Raw genomic sequence first — 20625 nt, 5'->3', positions numbered from 1 at the left:
AACTCACCAATTCATAAACAATTATACGTGCTTAACCTAGCACAGGGTGTCTTGCCCTGTGAACGGGGTAGGGGTGAGTTTGCCTCAATATTGTTTTGAGTTGCGGCAATCCGACAGTGCGGACCCTGCCAGAGATATGCAGCAGTGCGGTTCAATGAAAATCCCGGCTTGGAAACAGCCGCTTTGCCTGATCCCGTGGGTGCATTGCCCTGGCAGGATAGCGGGATTTCTTCGGTGTATCATCAGTGCGGGACCCTTCGGTGCTTAGGACCTCTGGTTGCGGGTGCCCCAATTCGGAAAGCTTATGTGACATGTCCTGAACGTCCTGGGCGATCAGGTGCACGATAATCCCTTCACGCTGCAGATACCCTGTGATCCGCAGCAGGCGCCCGCCCATCACGGCCCGGCGGAAACGCTCATAAACCTTGGGCCAGACCACCACATTGCTGACCCCGGTTTCATCCTCTAGCGTCAGGAAAATTATACCCGACGCCGTGCCCGGCCGCTGACGGGTGATAACCAGACCACAAACGCTGTGCCGCCCCAGGGGCACCTCTAGCAAGGCGACATGTGTGGTCAGCCCTGGCAGAGAGGGGCGCAGCAGTTCCATCGGGTGGGCCCGCAGGGTCAGGCGGGTGGCAACATAATCCTCGACCACCTCTTCGCCCAGCTGCATGGCGGGCAGGTTGACCGGGGGTTCGTGAACCGTTTCCCCGTCAATCGGATCATTGAACAAGGGCAGAGGTTTGGGGCTTTGAATGGCTTTGACCTGCCAGAGTGCATCGCGCCGGGTCAGCCCCATATCGGAAAAAGCGTCTGCCTCGGCCAGGCGCGTCAGTACATCAGGCCGCAGCCCCGCACGCAGCCACAGCGCCTCTGGATCCTGATAGCCATTGCCGCGGGCGGCCTCAATCCAGCCGGCGTCTTCTTCCCTGAACCCCTTGATCTGGCGGAATCCCAGCCGCAGCGCCAGCGCGCCATCGGGGCGACGTTCCAGTATATTGTCCCACTCGGAATGATTGACGCAGATGGGGCGGATTTCGACCCCATGCTCGCGGGCGTCGCGCACGATCTGAGCGGGCGCGTAAAACCCCATGGGTTGAGAGTTCAAAAGCGCGCAGGCAAAGATCGCCGGGTGATGGCGTTTCAGCCAGGCCGAGACATAGGCAAGCATGGCAAAGGCCGCCGCATGGCTTTCCGGGAACCCGTAATCGGCAAAGCCTTCGATCTGGGAAAAACACTGCTCAGCTACTTTGATGTCATAGCCGTTGCCCAGCATCCCATTGATGAATTTATCCCGGAATGTGCCGATTGTGCCCATTCGCCGGAACGTGGCCAATGAGCGGCGCAGATGGTCGGCCTCTTCCGCCGTGAATCCGGCCCCGACCACGGCAATCTGCATGGCCTGTTCCTGAAACAGGGGGACGCCCAATGTGCGCGCTGTCACCTGTTCCAGTTTCGGGCCAAAGGGTTCGGGGTTTTCCAGCCCATTGCGTCGCCGGATATAGGGCTTCACCATATCCCCTTGAATGGGGCCAGGGCGCACAATGGCAACTTCGATTATCAGGTCATAAAGCTCGCGGGGGCGCATCCGGGGCAGGAAATTCATCTGCGCCCGACTTTCGACCTGAAAGACGCCGATCGCATCCGCCCGGCAGAGCATGTCATATGTGGCGGTGTCGTCCTGAGGCACCTTGGCGATGCTCAGGGTCTGGCCTTCATGCTGTTGCAGCAGGCCAAAGGATTTGCGCAGACAACTGAGCATACCAAGCCCCAGCACATCGACTTTCAGGATGTTCAGAGCATCAATATCATCTTTGTCCCAGCAGATGACGGTGCGGTTTTCCATTGCGGCATTTTCAATCGGGCAAAGCTCGTCCAGGCGTCCTTTGGTGATCACAAAACCACCAACATGCTGGGACAGATGGCGGGGAAAGCCGATGATTTCGCCAATCAGATGAATGGTTTGCATGAGGCACCGGTCGCTGAGGTCCAGCCCCAGCTCGCGAATACGGTCCAGATCAACGCCGCCATTGCTCATGCCCCAGATCTGGCTCGACAGCCCAGCGGTTACATCCTGCGACAGCCCCATGACCTTGCCCACCTCGCGAATGGCTGCACGGGTGCGGAAATGGATGACAGTTGCGCAAAGACCAGCACGTTCGCGGCCATATTTCTCGTAAATCCACTGGATCACCTCTTCACGCCGCTCATGCTCGAAATCGACATCAATATCCGGCGGCTCGCCCCGGTATCTGGACACGAACCGTTCAAAGACCATGGCGATCTGGTCGGGGCTGACATCCGTGATGCCCAAGAGGTAACAGAGCACCGAATTGGCCGCGGACCCGCGCCCCTGACACAGAATGCCCTGCGACCGGGCATATTGTACGATGTCATGTACAGTCAGGAAATAAGCGGGAAACTGCAGATCCGCGACCACCGCCAGTTCCTTGCGCATCAGCCCGACCACCGTGTCGGGCGGCCCTTCGGGGTACCGGCGCCGCAACCCTTCGTGTGCCAGACGTTCCAGACGCGTTTGCGGATGTTCCCCGCTTGCAATCTCATCGGGGTATTCATACGAAAGCTCCGCCAGATCAAAGCTGCACCTGTCGGCAATCTCCATCGTGCGCCGCAAGGCGCTGGGGTGATGGCGGAACAGCCGGACCAGATCATGGCCGGATTTGAGGCGGCGTTCGGCATTGGGCAATGCGCGGGTGCCGATCTGATCAATCGTGATATTTTCACGCATGCAGGTCAGGATATCGGCCAGTTGCTTGCGGTGGGCGCGGTGCATCAGAACATCCCCGACCGCCACCATTGGGGCGCAGCTTTTCTGGGCCAGTTGGGCGCATTCGGCCAGGTAGGCCTGATCGCTGCCGTCATAGCGTGGCACTGCACCCAGAAAAACATGATTGGGAAATCGTCGCCGCACGGTTTGAATATCCGATGCGGCCTCTGACAGGGTGGTCTGGGGCAGGGCGATCAGGATCATGCCCTTGCAGGCCGTCAGCATGTCTTGCGTATAGAGCTCGCAATCACCCTTATCCGCACGCCGCTTGCCCAACGTCAGCAGGCGGGCCAAGCGTTTGTAGGCTGCCAGATCACAGGGCAACGCCACCCAATCTACCGCACTGTCGCGCAGCAGCAGCCGGCAGCCGGTAATCAGTTTAGGCAGAACAGTGCAGTCCGGTTTCGGAAGCGCCTGCCTGTGGCCAACCTCTTGCCGGGAAGAGGCATCAACACGATGTTCGGATCTGATTTGAAGGGGCTGTTTGGTCTGCCGCTTAAGCTCTCGCAGTGCCGACCATGCGCGCACAACCCCTGCCAATGAATTGTGATCCGTGATGGCTATTGCCGACAATCCCAGCTCGGCGGCGCGCAGGACGAGCTCTTCGGGGTGGGAGGCCCCGGTCAGAAAGGTGAAATTCGTGGTGACGCACAGTTCGGCATACCCCAGCCCCTGTGCATGGGGTTTTGGCATGTGGCGATGCAGGGCGTCTATCGGGCGGTTTGCGGCGATCATGCGAACTCTCCCTGTACAAACCAGCCCGGATTCTGAGGCGTGTAAAACAGCCAGAGCCTGCGCCCCTGCGTGGTTTCCACTCGCCAGTAATCCCGCAGACCGGACCGCCAGCTTTCATCCTGATGCCACCACTCGGGCGCGATGCGTTCGGGGCCCGTGGCATGGCCGGTTGTCAGGGACATACGTCTCCAGCGGAACCGCGCGGGCGGATGCGGGCCGGTTGCCGCAATAGGTTCGGGTGGAAACAGGTAGAGCGGGCGTGGGTTCAGGATGCTCCAGCCGCTGGAGGGGTTGGAATAGGCGGCGGCCGCGATGATGAAACTGCGCTCGGGAATATGGCTGTCCGCAGGTAGGAAACGCTGTATGTTTTCAAGCCCGACCCGGGTGCCCAGCCGGGTGATCAGGTCATCCAGCCGGCTCTTGCTGTGGTCCGACACATGGCTGATTTGTTGTACTGGCAGCGCTTCAACCCCGGTGGCCTCCAACCGCATTTGATCAATGCCAAAGCCAGCATCTATTTCCCCCAAACCGCGTTCGAACAAAGACAGGATACGCTGAGGATCGCGCAGAGGTCGGGCCAGACGCAGTTCAACCTGCTGGCAGTCCTGGTCCACCCGACGCAATGTCATGCAAAGTTTCCGGGCGCCCATCTCTTGCGCCTTCAGCTTGGCGCAGAGCTGGGCCAACAGCCGTTCGGTACCAGCCATCACGTCCGACAGTAATCCGATGGGGTCCGGCAGGGTCATGCGCACCGCGTAATGGGGGGGATCGGACAGCGGCGTGATTGCTTCGGGTTGCGCGCCCAGAGCCTGATCCAGCCTGAGCAGCAGACCGGGACCAAAACGCCGTGTCAGCGGTGCGCGCGGTGCTGCCGCCAATGTACCAATTTTGCGCAGGCCCATGCGCTGTAAGGCGACCGAGGTCTTCTCATCCAGACGCAAGGCCGCCACCGGCAGCGACTTTAGGGCCGTCAGCATATTGCCAGAGGCTGCGACCCCCTCGTTATAACGGGCAAGCGCCCAAGCCGCACCGCGCGTATCCCCCAACCCGATCTGCACCCAGAGCCCTGCGCGCGCAAACCGTCCGCGCATATCAGCCAACATCGCCTCTTCGCCGCCAAAGAGATGGGCTGACCCGGTGACGTCAAGCACCAGCCCATCCTCGCCTTCCATCCCCACCCAGGGGCAATAGCGCGTTGCCCAGCGACGCAGGATGTGCAGGAAACGCATATCGGCCTGAGGATCGGCTGTGCAGCTTTGCAAAGCGGGGCAAAAGGCGCGCGCATCCGCATAGGACATGCCCTGATGCAGCCCCTGTTCCGCAGCCTGAGCGTTCAGGCAATAAATACGATTGGCATTCTGTTGTTTGAGCGTCAGGACAAAGGGCCCATTCACCAGGCGTCGACGCAGAACCCGGTCGCTTGCCAACCGAGGAAACCACAATGAAACGACGCGACGCTGCATTCCATCGAACATGCCAGATACCAATATGTTCTTGATTTGTTCTTTTTATGCTTCCACTTTTACAGAGTCGAGTCTTTTGGATCAAACGCCGGTAGATAGTGCCACCGGGGCCAAGTTGTTTCGGCTTCGAAGGGAAGGTCGACCCTTTTAGGCATCAAACCGCGGCAGCCATTATTCGGACTCTCATTCCTGTCGCAAAAATCTTCTGATCTTGAAAAAAGACAGGGCCGGTCCAAAGACCGGCCCTGCGACTGTTCATATGTATCGGTATTAGTTTGACGCGGCGTTCAGCTTTTCGTTCTGTTCACGCAGCGTGTCCGAGATGATCGCGTACCATTCGCCGGATTCACGCATCTCGTTCAGGCCCTTGTTGACCATAGCGATGTATTCGCGTGCAAACGGGTTGGTGCGGTGCGCAAGGAAGCTCATCGAGGACAGCGTGGAAACATAGGGGTTTTCTACGATATCTTCCGAGGTCAGACCCATGTCCTTCATGGTTGCGGCGAAAAGATCGACCTCGAACGCGGCCACATCGGCTGAGCCGGTCAAAACGGCATCCAGACACTCGCGGGCCGAGCTGGGGTGAACCAACGTCAGGTTATCGGAATTCAAGCCGACTTCTTCAAGTACAACCATGCTCCAGCCGTCCATACGACACAGGGTTGCACCTTTGAGGTCTTCGAAGGCCGTCGCTTGTGAGTATTCGCTTTCCGGCAAAGTGAAGAAGCCGCCGACGATGTCATAGACCGGAACCGAAGCAACAAACTCGTTGCACCGGGATTCAGTCGCTGCAGACCACTCATAGGTGTGATTTGTACAATCTGGAACTGTCCAGGCGATCGAGATGTCGAATGCGCCGAGCGGCAAGAGAGTTTCCAAATGCGAAGTCCAGTCGTCGACAAAGCTGACCGAGAAATCACGGCTGTTGCCGGCACGCTGAAGACTTGTGGTCGCCAGGCGGGTCATGATCCCACCACCACTCAGACTTTCGGTCGTGAATGGCTCCCATCCGTTACCCGCTACCAGCTTGATTGGCGGGGCGTAGACGTTCGAACGTTTCACACTGGCCGCACGCTTTTCTTCTGCTGCGATCAGTTCCTGTGCTGACTGGCCATTCGGCAGACTACCGTCTTCACAGGGCAGGGACAGAACCAATCCAGGCGCCAGCGCGTTTGGGTTGGTGATGATGTTGCGGTTGGCGTTGAAGATCGGCTGATAGTTCGAGGTGCCATAAGCCGCGATGGCGATGGTCGCCATCGTGTCACCATCCGCGACGGTATAGTTGCTACAGGCTTCCTGTGCTGCGGCAGCTCCGGCGCTCAGGGCGGTGACGGCGGTGGCCGAAATCACGACTTTCTTCAGGTTAAATTTATACATGTCCACTTCCTCCAGACTTTTTTGAGTTTAGGCCAATAAGGGCCTTAGCCATTTTCCATTTGATAACGCAGAGCGGTTGAGACGATGTCGCGCCACTCTCCTGATTGCTGCATGATCGCCAGACCCTGATTAAGCGTTTCAAGGATCGCTTCTCCATCAGGATTATCCTTGTGAGTCATGATGTTAAGAGACTTGATCGCTGCCAAGTTGGGGTTTTCTACAATGCGATGCTCGTAACCCAGCCGACCGATTGCCTCGACGGCCAGATGGGCCTCAATTGCGGCGATGTCGGCGGTTCCATCCATCAATGCATGGAAACATTCATCCGGCGAAACCGGGCGCAGTATCGTGATCGCGGGCTCGTACAGCCCCACCGCATCCATATGCGACAGAGACCAGCCCTCGGGTCGGCAGATGGTTGCACCGGCAAAATCCGCATATGTCAGGGTCTCTTCATAGCCCGAACCTTCGCGAGCAAAGAACGTGTCCACAACTTCATAGAACGGGTTTGAGAAATTGTAGGTTTCACAACGTGAACGGTCATTTTCAGACAGTGCATCTGCGTCGTCACAATCTGGACGCGACCACGGGAAGGTTGCGTCAAATGCCAGCGTCGGCATCAACAGATCCAGATGTGAAGACCAGTCATTGACGAACTGGATCTTGTAGGACTGTTCCGGCGCTGCGCGCAACATCGCGGTTTCAACAAGATTTGTATATAGACCACGATGCGGCAGAGCTTCATCCGTGAACGGGGAATAGTTGCCGCCAGTGATCAAAATCAACTGACGGTCCCGGATTTCAGGACGTTCACCGGTACCTGCATTGCGGATTAGGGCAGCACCTTCAGCACGCGCGGCCTCGATCTCATCCTTGGCCGCAGCCTTGGCGGCGATGACCGCCTCTGCTTTGGCTTCGGCCACGCGGGACTCGGCTTCGGCGATAGCTTTGGCAGCGCGATCTTCCGCAGCCTTGACAAGTTCGGCGGCCATTTCGGCGGCCATTGCTTCGGCCTCTGTCTGCGGCACGGCAGCCGCGCGCCCGATATCTTCCAAACACGGCAGGGTCAAAACGTCGCCGACGCGGATGACATTGGGATTATTTCCGATTACATCGCGGTTTGCCTCGAAGATGATCCGAAAATCTTCGGTCGAATAGACTGCGATGGTCAGTTCCCGCAGGCTGTCGCCTCGCTGGATTTCATAGGTTGAGCATGCTTCTTGTGCCGAAGCAGCGCCCGTCGCGGCAGCTAGTGCCAGGCTGGATATGATCAGATGGAGTTTCATTGGTCCGGTTGCTTTGCCTCTAGTCGTTTCTTCTGAGTTTGATGACGCCAATCGACGTATTGTCTTGATCCGGGTCGTTCCTGGTTCTCAGTGCCCGCAACAGCGCATCCGCAATATCTTGAGCCAGCGCATCTTCGTTTTCCTCAAGAATTGCCTGAATTTCTGTGTTGCTCAGATATTGCAGCCCATCACTTCCCACGATCAGCACATCCGCGGTGCTAAGACCCAATGGTTCTTCCGGGCAATCGACCTTGGGAATTGCGGCGCCCATTATCACCGAAGTCAGTTGGTTTCGGTCGGGGTGAGACGACGCCTGGTCTGGCGTAAGGGTACCTGCAGCAACCTGAGCATCAATCATCGGAGCCATCGAATGGTCTTCGTTGATTTGGCTGAGGGTACGGTCGCGATAGAGATAAAGGGGGCTGTCGCCAATCGAAATCCAGAAGACGCGCTTTTCCAGCAGCAAAACTCCCAACATGGTTGATCCCATGTTGAAATCTTCACCCTGCTCCTCGCAGTAAGTCGAAATCGCGGCATTTGCCTGCATGGCTGCCAAGGGTAAGGCGTCGATCAGCGCAGTCTCAGCCGGAGCGTCTGCTTCAAGTTCGGTATCCAGTGCATCGCGCCAGGCTTTGACTACCAGTTCAGATGCCACTTCTCCTGCCGCATGTCCACCCATTCCGTCCGCGACGATGACATAGCCCGCATCCGCCGCGTCGAACATACGCGACGCGACCGCGTCTTCCTGCGTGTCGCGCTGACCCTGATCCAGGATCAGCGCAAGATCATATGCCGGGGTCGCCAGCATCAATTAAGCATCCCGCCAATCAAAGCCGTCATCGCAGAAGGCTGCAAAACGGATTGAGGTTTCACTGATCCGGATAAGATCGCCAGTGGAGAGTGGAACCGTGCTGAGAACGGGTTTGCCGTTCAGGCGCACCAGATTGGCCTTGCCGCCATGGCCCAAATAGCATTTGCGGTCTTCCGGGTCATAGGCAATTACCGCATGGTTGCTGCGGGAAATCCCAGTGTCGCCAAAGTCCAGCTGGATCGCCTGATCATCATTACGCCCAATCTGCATCAGGCCTTCTGTCAGCGTAACGCTGGAACCGCGGCCGGGGCCGGAAGTTACAACAAGCCATCCCACCGGGAATGTCGCCTGCGCGGCCTCGGTCTTGGCCATAGCCACCGGCTCGGCCGATTCCATCAGGTCCTGAACATGCGTATCCGCGCGCTCGAAGCCCAGGAAGGTGGTTTTCACACGGCTGCGTCTGTCTTCTTTTGCCGCAGGAGCAGGCTGAGGTTGTACCTCGACCTCTTGGGCAGAAGGCGCTTCTGGTTCCGGATCAACTGTCTCGACGACTACGTCTACGACCGGTTCTTCCATCGCCATTTCAGGCGCGGGATCTTCAATCGTGGCTGTCAGTTCTTCGGTTGACACATGCAGTGTCACAACCGGTTCGTCGTCCTTTGGGTCGGCATCAACTGTAACCTCGGTGGCGCTTTGCACTTCGGCGACCACTTCCTCGACGATAATCTCATCGGCAGTGGCTTGTTCTGCTTCGGAGAACTCCGGCATCTTGTCTTCGGGTAATAGTTCTTCGCTTTCATCGTAGCTATCAGCGGTAGTGTTGCCGCCTGCCAGTGCATTACGAAGTGCGTTGAAATCCGCAATCGGTTCAGCGTTATCAGACTCAGGTGCCGCGACCTCCTCGGTTTCGGTCTCTTGAGGTTTGCCGGCACCTTCGAGAAGCCGGCTAAGGGGGCTTTTATATTTAAACATGGTGTCGACACCTTTGTTTCTTGGCACAGGATCTACGTCCCATGGGGCTGCTACTCACCTCTGCACGTTCGGTACACAGGCACTGATGATTGGGAACAAAAAACTCATTTACCTTCTGCGACGGGCCGGTCCCCGTCAGAGTGATGGCTTTCGCTTCACTCTCAGCAAACACACACAGGCAGATCACAATCAGACCGGATCATTACTCCTGTACCAGGGGCATAACCGCACCCGTTTCAGTACCGTTGCGCAGAACTGTAAAGCGGGCTTCGGACTGGTTTTCAGAAACAAGGAGCTGCAAAAGCGCGTCCAGCCCTTCAGGGTTGGTAATGTTCTGACCGGTATGATTTTCCGAGATCAGTACATCGCCTTTGCGCAGGCTACCTGCTGCGGGCGCGTCTGGTGCAGTGTCAACAACAGTTGCCCAGCCGTTTCCATTGCTGTTCCTGATAGTGAACACATAACCATTCTCGAGACCCAACATGCGAATGGCGGGCAGGGCCAGCAATCCGTTCTGCGCACGGGTTTTTCCGAGTTCCCGATAACGGGCAGTGATGCGGATATACCCATCCGGATCGACCTTCAGGTCATCCAAAATCTGGGCGGCAAAACTTGCATCTGCCTGGACCGGCACTCCGTTCAGAGTATAAATCGACGCCCCATGCTGCACCCATTCTCCGATCACGGAAGTATCCAGCGTGGGGTCAATGCCGGTCACGACAACGACGCTGCCAGTCGAGGCGCGGCGTTTCGAGGTCTGGAACGGTATTTCCACATCCCAATGAGAATACGCAATCTGCGTTTCTGCCGGTTGGCCAGCAGCAGCGCTGATTTCTACCGGGTCAGCAGCAACTGGGGCTGCCTCGACAGGTAGCGCTTCGGCGTTTTGCGCCGTGAGGGTATCCGTCTGCTCAACAGGTTCTACGCTTGCGACTTCTTGTTCTGGTGCTTCAGCTTCCGCAGCGGCCGGTTCTGCCGTTTCCACGACCTCTTCCGCAGCGGCCGGTTCTGCCGTTTCCACGACCTCTTCCGCAGCGGCCGGTGCCGCCGTTTCCACGGCTTCTTCCGGCTGTTCCGAGGCTGGTGCCTCTGTCTCGGTCACTTGGACCGGCGCTGCTGTCGGTTCGGGGGTTTCCTCGCTGCCACTGAACAAAACGAATCCGCCTGCAGCCAAGGCAACCACCACCGCAGCAGCGCCTGCGATGACTTTACCGCTGCCGCCTGATCCGTTCTTGACGATCGTATCGACCGCAACCGCGGCCTCTTCTTTTTGTGCAAACTTGGCCAGATCGCCCTCAGACTTATCCTCATTACCCAGGGCAATGTCAGGGTTCCCAGCCAACAAGGCAGTCACCACCGCCTCGGCATTTTCACTTTCGGCTTTGATCCGGGCTTGCTCTTCGACTTCGTCCTTACGGTCCATCGCTACGATGACCGAGACCGGACGATAGGCGAACGAGTCAAACATGACGCCGGGACCACGGAACATCCGCAGCCAATCCAAGGCCGTTTGCAGACGATCTGTTGCGTGAACTTCCATCGCTTTGTCGATCGCTTCAAGGAACCCATCGGGATAGCCGCTGTACTGACCTGCGAGGGGCGTATAGGGATCATCCTGGCCATTGTTGAAGGCATTCAGTCGGGTTTGCCCGTCGATCGGACGTTCGCCACTGATGGCGTGATAAAGCGTCGCCGCGAGAACATAGAGGTCGCTGCTGGGTCCCTGATCTGCGCCGCGTACATAGAATTCGTGCGGGGAATAGCCGTCTTTGATAACCCGCAAAGTCAACAGGGCAGCTGATTGATTGGCTGCCTGTTCCCGCGCGGCACCAAAGTCGATGAGGACCGGGTCTCCGTTTTGGTCAATCAGAATATTGTCCGGTGAGATATCGCGATGCAGCATTCCGCTTTGGTGGATGAACGAAACGGCCGACAGCATTTTCTCGGTGACTTGGACAAGGAAATCTGGGCCAGCGTCGTTTTCGGGGTTCTCGGAATAATCCAGAAGATCGCAACCCCGGATCAGGTCCATAGCGATATACGCCGTGTCGTTGTCTTCAAAGACCTGATGTACGTCAACGATATTGGGATGAACCAGTCGGGCGTGATTGCGCGCTTCCTGAATGAACAGGTCGATGATCGCGCGCAGATCTTCTTTGTGGTCGGGATTGATGGGTTCAACCGCGTCACCATTCCGACGGCACAGAGCGCCCGGATAGCACTCTTTGATCACGACATCGCGCTCTAGGCTGTCGCGGGCCAGGTAGGTAATCCCAAACCCGCCATTGCTGAGGAAACGAAGAATCTCATACTGCCCGCGCAACAGCTTTGCGCCAGGTTCAAGTCCTTCAATCTTAGGTTCGTCGTGCGTTGCACCGACAGCCTGGTTATGGCTCATTTCATTCCGCCCGTTCTAATCGTTTTGCGGCAAAAAACCTGGGCAAATAGCCCGCAAACACACAACCAAAAACAACCGCAGGACACTCAAGTCGGTTAGACGATTCAAATTTGACTTTATTGGGGCCGCCTGATGGCTTCACTAAGGATCGTTTTTGCGATTGATCTATATGTGGTGTGTATTTGACAGTTTATACTACATATAGAAATATATTGTGATAAAATCGAAAGCTAAAAACAAATTCTTAAGGATTGGTCTACAAATTCGAAACAATAGATTCGTAGGAATCGCTTCTACGATTCGCGGAATTGCCGCTCAGCTTTGAGCGGAAATTTCAGGTTCCGGTCTTTGGCTGTGCCGATTCAACCCGGCTGCCGGCCCAAGCAAGGTTGTCACTCAGCTGTGCCAGGATGCTAATCGCATCCTTCAGTGGCGCAACGCCGCTTTCGAACTGAAGCAAAAGCAACAAGTCCGTGGCCTTTTCGAACTCACCCGGAATCCAATCCGCCGTCGGGTCAATCTCGTCATCGTTTTCCAGGCGCTCGGCGAAATCCTCAACGATTTCCTGACAGCTTTGCAGGAAAGCCGCAGGCTCCATATTTGAGGTTTCCCGCAGGTCTTCATAGATACTGGCAATTGCGGCAAGCCAGTCTTCCAGGATCGGATTGTCGATAGGGGGTAGCACGTTTTCCAGCGTAGCCTGCATAGAGGGCGCGTCGAGGGCGGCTATGTCCGGCACCTGAACGTCAATCGATTTCAGATAGGGTAGAAAGTGCTGTTCCAGATCTTCGCGCGCCGAACTCAGGTCTGCCTGTCGCCGGTTCGAAGCAATATCAAGCACCTGTTCGGCCAGCCCCTGTCCACCGCAGGTTTCCCAAAGGGCGAAATCCGGTTCTGGCTCTTGCGCCATGGCACGGACAGCCACTGGGGTGCCGATCGGCACAACCGAGCGGAACATATTGCGCTTTTCTTTGTTCAAGCGGGCCAACACCCGGTCAAGCGCGTCGCGAACCGGAGGCAAATCTGTATGTGTCACAGCCAATATGCTGTTTGCTCGCAACTCTTCCGGAACCTTAGCCCAAAGATGGCGTTCCGTTTCGCGCCATGCATTTGTGCCGTTGGTGCACCAGATCGCGCAATCCACAAATTTGAGCAGATCGAGCGTCGGTTTATAGGTATCATCCAAAGCGCCTGACCCAGGCAGATCGTAGAGCGATATCTCTTGCAGGGCAGGGGTGTTCAATCCAACAGAGATAAAGTCGGGTTCGTCTTTGGCGGCTTTTTCAAGTGCAATTCCAGAATAGACTTTAGGTTCCCGGTCCCACCACCCGACAGTTGTTTCGGGGGTTTCGGAATATGCCACAATAACGAGCGGCAGTTTCAGATGTTGCGGCCCGGTAGGCAGAATATCTGCCCCGGCCAGCATGTTGGCCAGGCTGGATTTTCCCGCCCCAAATTCTCCGGCGAATCCAATATTTACCGCGTTTGACAAGCGTTCGGCATGCGCCAAGGCACGGGCGCGCATATCTTCGAGCGCCACGTCGCTCGGCAGGCTTTCGGTCGCGGTCAGAAAGCGCTCGAGCTGCCTCACTTCCTTGTCGGTTCCGGGAAATTCGATCATTCCGCTGCCTCTGCTAGTCTTTCATCTGTTCGATGCTGGCTGAATAGGGTGCCCAGCTCGTCAGAAATATGTTGTGCGTGGTTGAAGGCGGCTTGCGCCTCGGCCCGGGCATTTGTTTCGCCGGTTCCGGCACGATGTTCAAGATGTGTGGCGAGCAGGGCCAGATAATGGTCCAGCACGGTATTAAGCCGCTCGGTCAAATCACCGCGGGCGGTATCCACCAGATCATCTCCGATCATCTCAAACTCCTGAACGATCATGCGTTCGGCACGGGACACGACACTTTTACGCGAAATCAGCCGGGACAACCAGTTTACCCGAAGTTCGACAGTGATGCCACGGGTCAAAGCGGACGTGTCCGGACGGAACCAGCGAACTGCGCTGGTGTTCATCCGGTTGTCGGTTGCGTCCTGCCAGCCGGGCAGAGCCCGCAGCGTGGCATTGCTTTGCATGTCGATTGCGTAGAGCTCGCTCAGCATTCTTTGGCGGACAACTTGGGTGGCCCCCTGAACAAGTTCGCGCATGCGGTCACGCAGCGGAGTGAAATTCAGCTCGGTTTCTCCGGTTTTCGACAACAGCGGAGAATCTCCGTTCGGGCCGCGAACAACGCCCGACACGGCCTCGGCCACGGTGTCATCCATTACGCCTCTCAGGTTGGCCAGGACGTCATCCATTTCGTCAATGATCTTGGTGGTCTTGTCGCTGACCGAGTTCCGCAGATCGGCCAATATCCTGTTGTTTTCACCAGCGTCTTCTGCCGAGGTTGTGGTGTCGTTCTCGATCGCGCGCAGATGCGCTTTGGACCGGTCCAATTCACCTTGGGCAAAGCTGTTGAGATGCTGCCAGGCCATACGCAGTTGTTCATCGCGCGGGCCTTCTGTCAGCGCTCGGGTCACATGCCGGCGCAGATCGGGCAACCCGGAGGCGATCATAGCGGCAAAGCGCAAAACACCTTCGCGGCTGATCGGGCCGGGGCCTTGTTTGATCTCTTCGACACCGTCCAGATATTGCTTCATCTGATCGGGATGCGCGCGCAGCCAGGCCAGGACATCGTCGTGATTGATACCGGCTTCGTCACCGGTCAGGGCGTAATGCGCCCATTGGGCACTGCCGGTCAGCACGTCAATGTTCGAGTTTCCAAGCGCCTTCTCAAGCCCGTCCAGAACATCGGCCCGCACCTTGAAGGCATCTTCGGCACCATTTCCCAATTCGTCCACGCGGTTGATAAAAACCACGATCTGGCCCAACTCCAGCGCTTGCATTAGGCGGAACAGTTTCAAGTCCGCCCGAGAAAGCGCCTGATGCGCCGACAGGACAACCACAAAGAAGTCGGACTCCTTGAGGTATTGGCGAGAGATCTCTTCGCGGATCAACAGGGGGTCATTTACGCCGGGCGTATCGGTGACCGTAAGCGGAAATGGGAAATGTCCGATGTCAAAATAGACCTCGGCCTTTCGGGTGATGTCGCTGTAAAGGCCCCGGTCCGATGCCGGATCATGTGTCCCACCCTCGGTCGGGTCATCGCCTGCGCAAACATAACGTGCCAAATCATCCGAATTCAGGTCTTCCAGATCATGATGTTGGCCCAGCAGCTGTTCATAGCTATCGCCCAGCCGAAGCTTGGCGCGGGTCTTCATTGCGTCGACCTGTTCTTCGATCATCTCGCGCTTATAACTGTCCTCGTCATCGGGGAACATGTTGCGCAGCTCTTCGCCTTCGGCAATCAGGGACTGCCACTGACGGTTGTCGAAGAAATGGAACTCGGCACCTTGCGTCCGGCCCGACGGGTGGCCGAAATGCATATCAGTGATTACGGTTGTCCAAGGGTTCACATCCGACGGCAGATATTCGGCCTGTCCGGTAAATCCATTGATCAGTCGGGATTTGCCGGCCTTGATCTGACCAACAAAAGCAATCGAGGGCTTCAGGTTCGAAAGATCACCAATGATCCGAGAGATAAACTGCCCGGTTTCGTCATTGCTGACGCCTTTCATCTCGTTGGCTATACGAAGTAACTCGCGACGATTATTCTCACTCATAACACATACCCTGACTACTTAATTTCACGGATCGAATTCGTTGAAAAATTGAACTGTTGGCACCGGATCATTTTTCCGAACCCGTAACTGATTTCCAAAGGTTTACGACGGCTCCCAGTTTGCGCGCTTCATGAATGGCCAGCGCAAATTGAGACCCGTCATGCAGAACGGCAAGCGCATCCCCTTTGCCCCCTGAAGGCCGCATTACAATCAGCTGAGGATGATCCAGCGCGGTGGCGGCGTCACCGTCCCACCCAACAAGATCCTGTGCAAACTGACGAAGCAGATCCTGATCGGCGTGCATGGGTTGCCCGACGTCGCATACTCCTTCGAGCCGCGATATGGCTGCACCGTCCAAGGCGACTTCGGCGCGTCCCAATGCGAACCGTTCAGCGCCATCAAAAAACGCGCTGGCAATGGTTCCTGCTGTCGCCTCGGCGGCGGACGCTGGAATATCTGTTTCTTGCGGGGCAGGCGTGTCGGGAACCAAAGAAACGACCGTCTCGGGCGGCAGCTCGATAGTGCCGCAAGCCTTTGCAATCTCGCTGAAAGTCACACCGACATCATCAACCTCAAGCGCCGTGTCCGGCTGCAGAGAAAGCAACTCCAACGGGGCAGGGGCTGCTGCAATATCGGACACCAATTCGGCCAAGCGAGTCGCAAGCTCTTCACGCGGAGTAGTTTCAAAATCCGGTATCATGCCCGAGCGGACCCGGAAAACATCAGTTACCCGCGAGCTGTTGACCTCCATTGCCAGACAATCGCCATTGGCCGCGGTAAATTCCAGCCGACGCGGCAAAATGGTTCCGCGAATTGTACGCAGGATCTTTTCACGACGAATCTCAGTCGTCTCAGCAGCTAATGTAACCGTCGGATTCAAACGGGCGACCGACAACCGCCCGATGTCTTCGAGCATGTCCAGTATGTCAGTATCCATCATGCCGTGACCCCCTCTGGTCCCGTTATACAGCGGCCGTAACCGGCCCTAGGCTTATGTGCGATTTAGTAAGCGCCAGCCCCACATTGGCACTGTCGCGACAGATGTAGCAGACCACATGGTCCGGGTAGTCCGGGGTCCGCAGGAAAATATTCAGCCGATCCTTTGAAAACACTGCGATTTCGCCAAACCCAGGATTTTCCGTATCGTCGGCGTCGGTCGAACGCAGCAGATTCTCAAACGCGATCACACCGCGCCCCTGAAAAAGGTTGGCCACCGCAATGGCCAGAGTATCCAAGGCTTCGGCACTTTCCGAGTCTGTGACATGGGTGCCTAGCAACATACCTGTCTTCATGTCGACATACCCGGCTGCTATGCAGTCGGGTATGGTCGCCATCGCATCGTTTAATGCTGTTTCGATAGACATCAGTTGCCCTGTCTCCTAGGTTTCTCACGGCTAAAGTACATGTCGTTCAACACCCGTGTCTTCAGAGGTATTGGCCATGGGCCTTACCGCGTTATCTGATTTTCGCGCATTGTGTTCGGCCGTGATTTGGTCAAACTCCTCAAGAAATGCTTGAAATACCTTCTTCAACGCTTCTGGGTTGGTGGGCATGTCTTCGCCATCCGTGACCTCGCGCCACATCGCCGCCGCGCTAAGCGGGGTGTCGACGGACACGTTTACAATGTCTTCAAACGAGCCCGCGATTTCCGGTCTGCTCTCTTGCATGGCGACAACCTGAGTGTTCATCAGGCCATTGGTTTCCGGCTCTGGTTCGAACTCATCCTCGGCATCATCCGATTGTTCAGCCATCAACGCTGTGATCGAGGACACGGAAAGTTCGACCGGGGTTTCTTCCGGCTCTGCCTGAGCGGTCTCTTCGGGCTCCGGAACATCTGTAAGCTGGTCCTCCAAAGAGGCCATGAATGTGTCAGCTTCGTCTTCGTCACTGAACAGGTTTTCTTCTTCAGCAACTTCGGCTTCCGCAGAAAGTGGCTGAACTTCAACAATGTCAGTTTCATCAATGACGGATACGGCCTGTGGGTCTGTTTCATCATCCTCGGTAGGAGCAACGGACAGATCGGCAACGTCCGAGTCCTCGGGAGTGGTCTCCCGGAAGAACGCCCGCAATTCGTCTTCTTTTTCTTCTTTTACGATCTCGGCGCCCGAGGTCATGTCGGCGCGCAGACGTTCGGCCTCTTGTGGGTCAATGCGCGGGGCACGTTCAACCTCATCAGGGCGCAGTTCGACCCGGGCAGGGCGCACTGGGAATTGTGTTACCACCTCGGGCTCTGTTCCCTCATGCAGCGGATTTACCAGCTTCAGCGGAGCGGTTCCCTGTACATTCGAGAAATTGCGCCGCGGGCGCAGCGGGTGTACCTGAGGAGCATCGGACAAGCTGGTGTCAATTTGATAACGCGCCAGCTGATGAGCGCGGCTGTCCATGATGAGTTCTGTGATTTCCAGGAAGCTGTCGACCATCTTGCCACCGCCACTGCGGGTCCACAATTCGGCGTCCCCACTTTTGTCGCGGGCCATGATGGCATCACGGGCTGAAAACAGGATCGAACGGTTGAACAGGTGACCTGCTTCGCGGTTCACACGACGAAGGACCTTTTGGCGATCCTTGACATCCAAAACGTCTGCACGTGTGACCAGCAGCAATGAATTATGTTGCAACCGTTCGGGCAGGGAAACCCAGGTTGCCCGTTCAGTTTCGCGCCATGCCTGCGTGGCGTGCGTACACCAAATAACGCCATTTGCCTGACCGACAGCCCGTCGCCAGACATCAGTAGAAATCTTGGGGTCGGAAATACCCGGAGTGTCAATCAGGTCGACGGCTTCAAGAATGTCGGATTCCAGAAATATGCGAATAAACTGGGCATCATTCACCCCGACTTGTTCCAACTGGTCCAGGTTGATGTTTTCGCGAGTTCCGTCAGGGCGTTGTACATAGGCCGACCTTCTACCCCAACTGAACCAAACTGGTGGCAGCTGTGTGGCTGTAACCTGTGTAGGCAGTGCCTCCGAGCGCAGCAGAAAGTTCATCAAGGTTGATTTGCCGGCGCTGAATTCCCCCATAAGTGCAAAAACAGGTTTCCTGCGGGACCATTTCTCAATGCGGTCCCATGCTTTTGAAGAGACGAAGCGGGTTTGTGAATCTTTTGCCATATCGCTACTTATGCTGCCTCGTTACTAAGATCTTTCAGGATATCGCCGAGGATATCGTCGCGGGATTTCTGAGGGGCCAGCCCCTCCATCAGCGCTGCACTGCGACCGGGGTCCTTTTCGGCTGAGGCCGAAATGTTCAACAGAGTCTCCTTTTGCTCGCGCATAAAGTCGGAAAGGGCGGCGCGGACATTTTCAAGAACTGCTGCAATCTGGTTTTCTTCGATATCCTTGGTGATCGAATTCGCCTCTGATGTGATCAGGCGCGTATAATCCGCCGCATAGGCCTCGAAACCATTGCGGCGTTGCCACCAGCGGCGCCACCATGTGCTTTGCAAGTCCAGGGCAATCGTGCGTCCGATACCCAGTGGAGGTGGTACCCGCGGGACGATTGGTGCCTCGATGCTGAACTCTCCCAGATGGTTGCCCAGCAGGCTTTGATACAACGCTTCGATGTCAGCGGCTGCCGCTGAATACAACGCACCAACTTCTTTGCGCATCGACCGGGCAAAGCTAAAATAGGCCGCTTTTTGCAAGGTCCGCAGCCCGGCAGGATCGTACTGCCACGTTCCTTGCTCGCCATTTTGCTCAAGATGCGCGATCAGAGAATCGGTGGCACGTTTGACAAAGTTGGCTTCGGCCGAGTTCAGACGCTCAAGCACTTTCGCGCGCAAGGAAGCAGTAAGCTCAGCGGCCTTCTTTTCATATTCTGCGTTGACCTCGGCCACGGCGTCTTCGGGTGCTACCCCGTTCAGCTCTCGCACAATCCCTTCGCTGTCGGATAGTTTTTTGGCCACGGCGGTCGCCCGGATCTGACTGGCGATGTTGCGCGCCCGGTGGCGTACACGGTCCAGAAGTCGAGTTCCTGCGCCTTCGGCAATGCGTTCATTCATCGCCAGCAATAGGTCGGGCAAACCGGACAACGCCCAAATCTTGTCCAGTGACGGGGCCTGATCGCCAAACCCGGCCGCCAGATAGAACGTGTTAAGGGCTTTCCGGGATTCCTCAGACAGAATATCGGGATTGCCAGTTATCGCGGCCTCGGCCCACAGAGCGCTGCCGAACACGACACTTGCCTTGGTGTCGATATTGTTCTGTCTCAGCGTGTCCAGAATCCGATCCCGAATCTCAGGAACCTGGGTGACCGGATCTGCAAGTTCGTCAATTCGGTTAACGAACAGGATAATCTGACGATTTTCGAACTGAGCGATGATCCGCATCAGAGCCATGTCCATTGTGGTCAGAGCCTGACTGGCTGCCAGAACCACAATGCAGACTTCGGACCCGCGCAGGCTGCGCAGGGTGATCTGTTCACGCACCATAAACGTATCGTTTACACCCGGTGTGTCGCACAGCTTGAGGGAAATTGGGTACTGGGGGATGTCCATGTACAGCTCAGCCAACTTTGTCACATCCGCAAAACGACCGGTCTTGGGGTTGATGTCCGGGTCGTCTTCATCACCCAGACACACATACCTTTGGATCAGTTCCTCATCGAAATAGTCGTATTGATGGCTTTGCCCCAGAATCAAGTCGAAATGCTTACCCAGTCGTTCCTCGGACTTAGCTTTCATTTCGCCGATCTGACGGCGGATATCGTCCATTTCATCGTCGGCGCCGGCCCGATTGGCCAGCTCTCCCAGCCGGCCGCCGCCAACCATCAGATTGTCCCATTCCTCTTGTTCGAAGAAAGTGAACCGGGATTTTGTATCACCCTGGGTTCTGGTGTTGATGTTCAGCGTGGTAACCACAGAGGTCCAGGGGTTCACATCCGAAGGCAGCAGGGCAGGGCGTGCGGACAGAATGTTCACAAGCGAAGATTTTCCCGCCTTGACCTGACCGACCAGCGTGACGCTGGCAGTGAAATTCTCCATGCGTGTCTTGAGCGTCGCAAGACGTGCCGAAGAGCGCGCGTCCGCCACCTCTGTCAGTTGGTCAATCTGTGTCGTCAATGCCGACATGGCCGAAGTCATTGGGGTCAGCGCTTCGTTTCCAACAGACAAAAGATGATCGTTACGCGCCATG

Annotated in this window: 13 protein-coding genes; all 13 read right to left on the bottom strand. The window is 56.5% G+C overall.

All coding sequences use genetic code 11. The features are described from left to right. Positions 1-151: 151 nt before the first annotated feature. Positions 152-3526 (bottom strand): error-prone DNA polymerase, encoded by a 3375-nt coding sequence (locus AC2FIZ_RS13405; RefSeq protein ID WP_496791155.1) that lies wholly within the window; start codon positions 3524-3526, stop codon positions 152-154. After that, entirely contained in the window at positions 3523-5001 is a 1479-nt protein-coding gene (locus tag AC2FIZ_RS13400) for a Y-family DNA polymerase (protein WP_281972935.1), read from the bottom strand. The genes AC2FIZ_RS13405 and AC2FIZ_RS13400 overlap by 4 nt, the downstream gene beginning before the upstream one ends. Positions 5002-5259: 258 nt before the next feature. Further along, positions 5260-6366, bottom strand: coding sequence for a transporter substrate-binding domain-containing protein (locus AC2FIZ_RS13395; RefSeq protein ID WP_142636241.1), 1107 nt, complete (start codon positions 6364-6366; stop codon positions 5260-5262). A gap of 44 nt (positions 6367-6410) precedes the next feature. Then, entirely contained in the window at positions 6411-7652 is a 1242-nt protein-coding gene (locus AC2FIZ_RS13390; protein WP_496689359.1) for a peptidoglycan-binding protein LysM, read from the bottom strand. A gap of 19 nt (positions 7653-7671) precedes the next feature. Next, positions 7672-8460, bottom strand: a complete 789-nt coding sequence (locus tag AC2FIZ_RS13385) for a PP2C family protein-serine/threonine phosphatase (RefSeq protein WP_281995081.1) — start codon at positions 8458-8460, stop codon at positions 7672-7674. Positions 8461-8463: 3 nt separating this feature from the next. Beyond that, positions 8464-9435, bottom strand: coding sequence for an FHA domain-containing protein (locus AC2FIZ_RS13380; RefSeq protein WP_281995082.1), 972 nt, complete (start codon positions 9433-9435; stop codon positions 8464-8466). A 202-nt stretch (positions 9436-9637) separates the two neighbouring features. Next, positions 9638-11833, bottom strand: coding sequence for a serine/threonine protein kinase (locus AC2FIZ_RS13375; RefSeq protein ID WP_281972934.1), 2196 nt, complete (start codon positions 11831-11833; stop codon positions 9638-9640). Positions 11834-12167: 334 nt separating this feature from the next. Next, on the bottom strand, positions 12168-13454 hold the full coding sequence (locus tag AC2FIZ_RS13370) for a dynamin family protein (protein WP_281995084.1): 1287 nt from the start codon (positions 13452-13454) through the stop codon (positions 12168-12170). Beyond that, positions 13451-15493 carry a dynamin family protein gene (locus AC2FIZ_RS13365; RefSeq protein WP_271948834.1) on the bottom strand — a complete coding sequence of 681 codons (2043 nt, stop codon included), beginning with the start codon at positions 15491-15493 and terminating at the stop codon, positions 13451-13453. Before AC2FIZ_RS13365 ends, AC2FIZ_RS13370 begins: the two co-directional genes overlap by 4 nt. A 67-nt stretch (positions 15494-15560) precedes the next feature. Beyond that, a complete protein-coding gene (locus tag AC2FIZ_RS13360; protein ID WP_281995085.1) occupies positions 15561-16433 on the bottom strand; it encodes a hypothetical protein in 873 nt (290 codons plus the stop codon). 22 nt (positions 16434-16455) lie between these two features. After that, positions 16456-16857, bottom strand: a complete 402-nt coding sequence (locus AC2FIZ_RS13355; RefSeq protein WP_142636257.1) for a hypothetical protein — start codon at positions 16855-16857, stop codon at positions 16456-16458. 30 nt (positions 16858-16887) lie between these two features. After that, positions 16888-18603 carry a dynamin family protein gene (locus AC2FIZ_RS13350; protein WP_281995086.1) on the bottom strand — a complete coding sequence of 572 codons (1716 nt, stop codon included), beginning with the start codon at positions 18601-18603 and terminating at the stop codon, positions 16888-16890. Between the two features lie 8 nt (positions 18604-18611). Beyond that, positions 18612-20624, bottom strand: a complete 2013-nt coding sequence (locus AC2FIZ_RS13345) for a dynamin family protein (protein WP_496791144.1) — start codon at positions 20622-20624, stop codon at positions 18612-18614. Between the last annotated feature and the right edge of the window lies 1 nt (position 20625).

Source organism: Ruegeria sp. CDSB022, assembly GCF_059611145.1.
The sequence above is the reverse complement of the archived record's forward strand: the minus strand, read 5'-3'. Positions and strand labels throughout refer to the sequence as shown.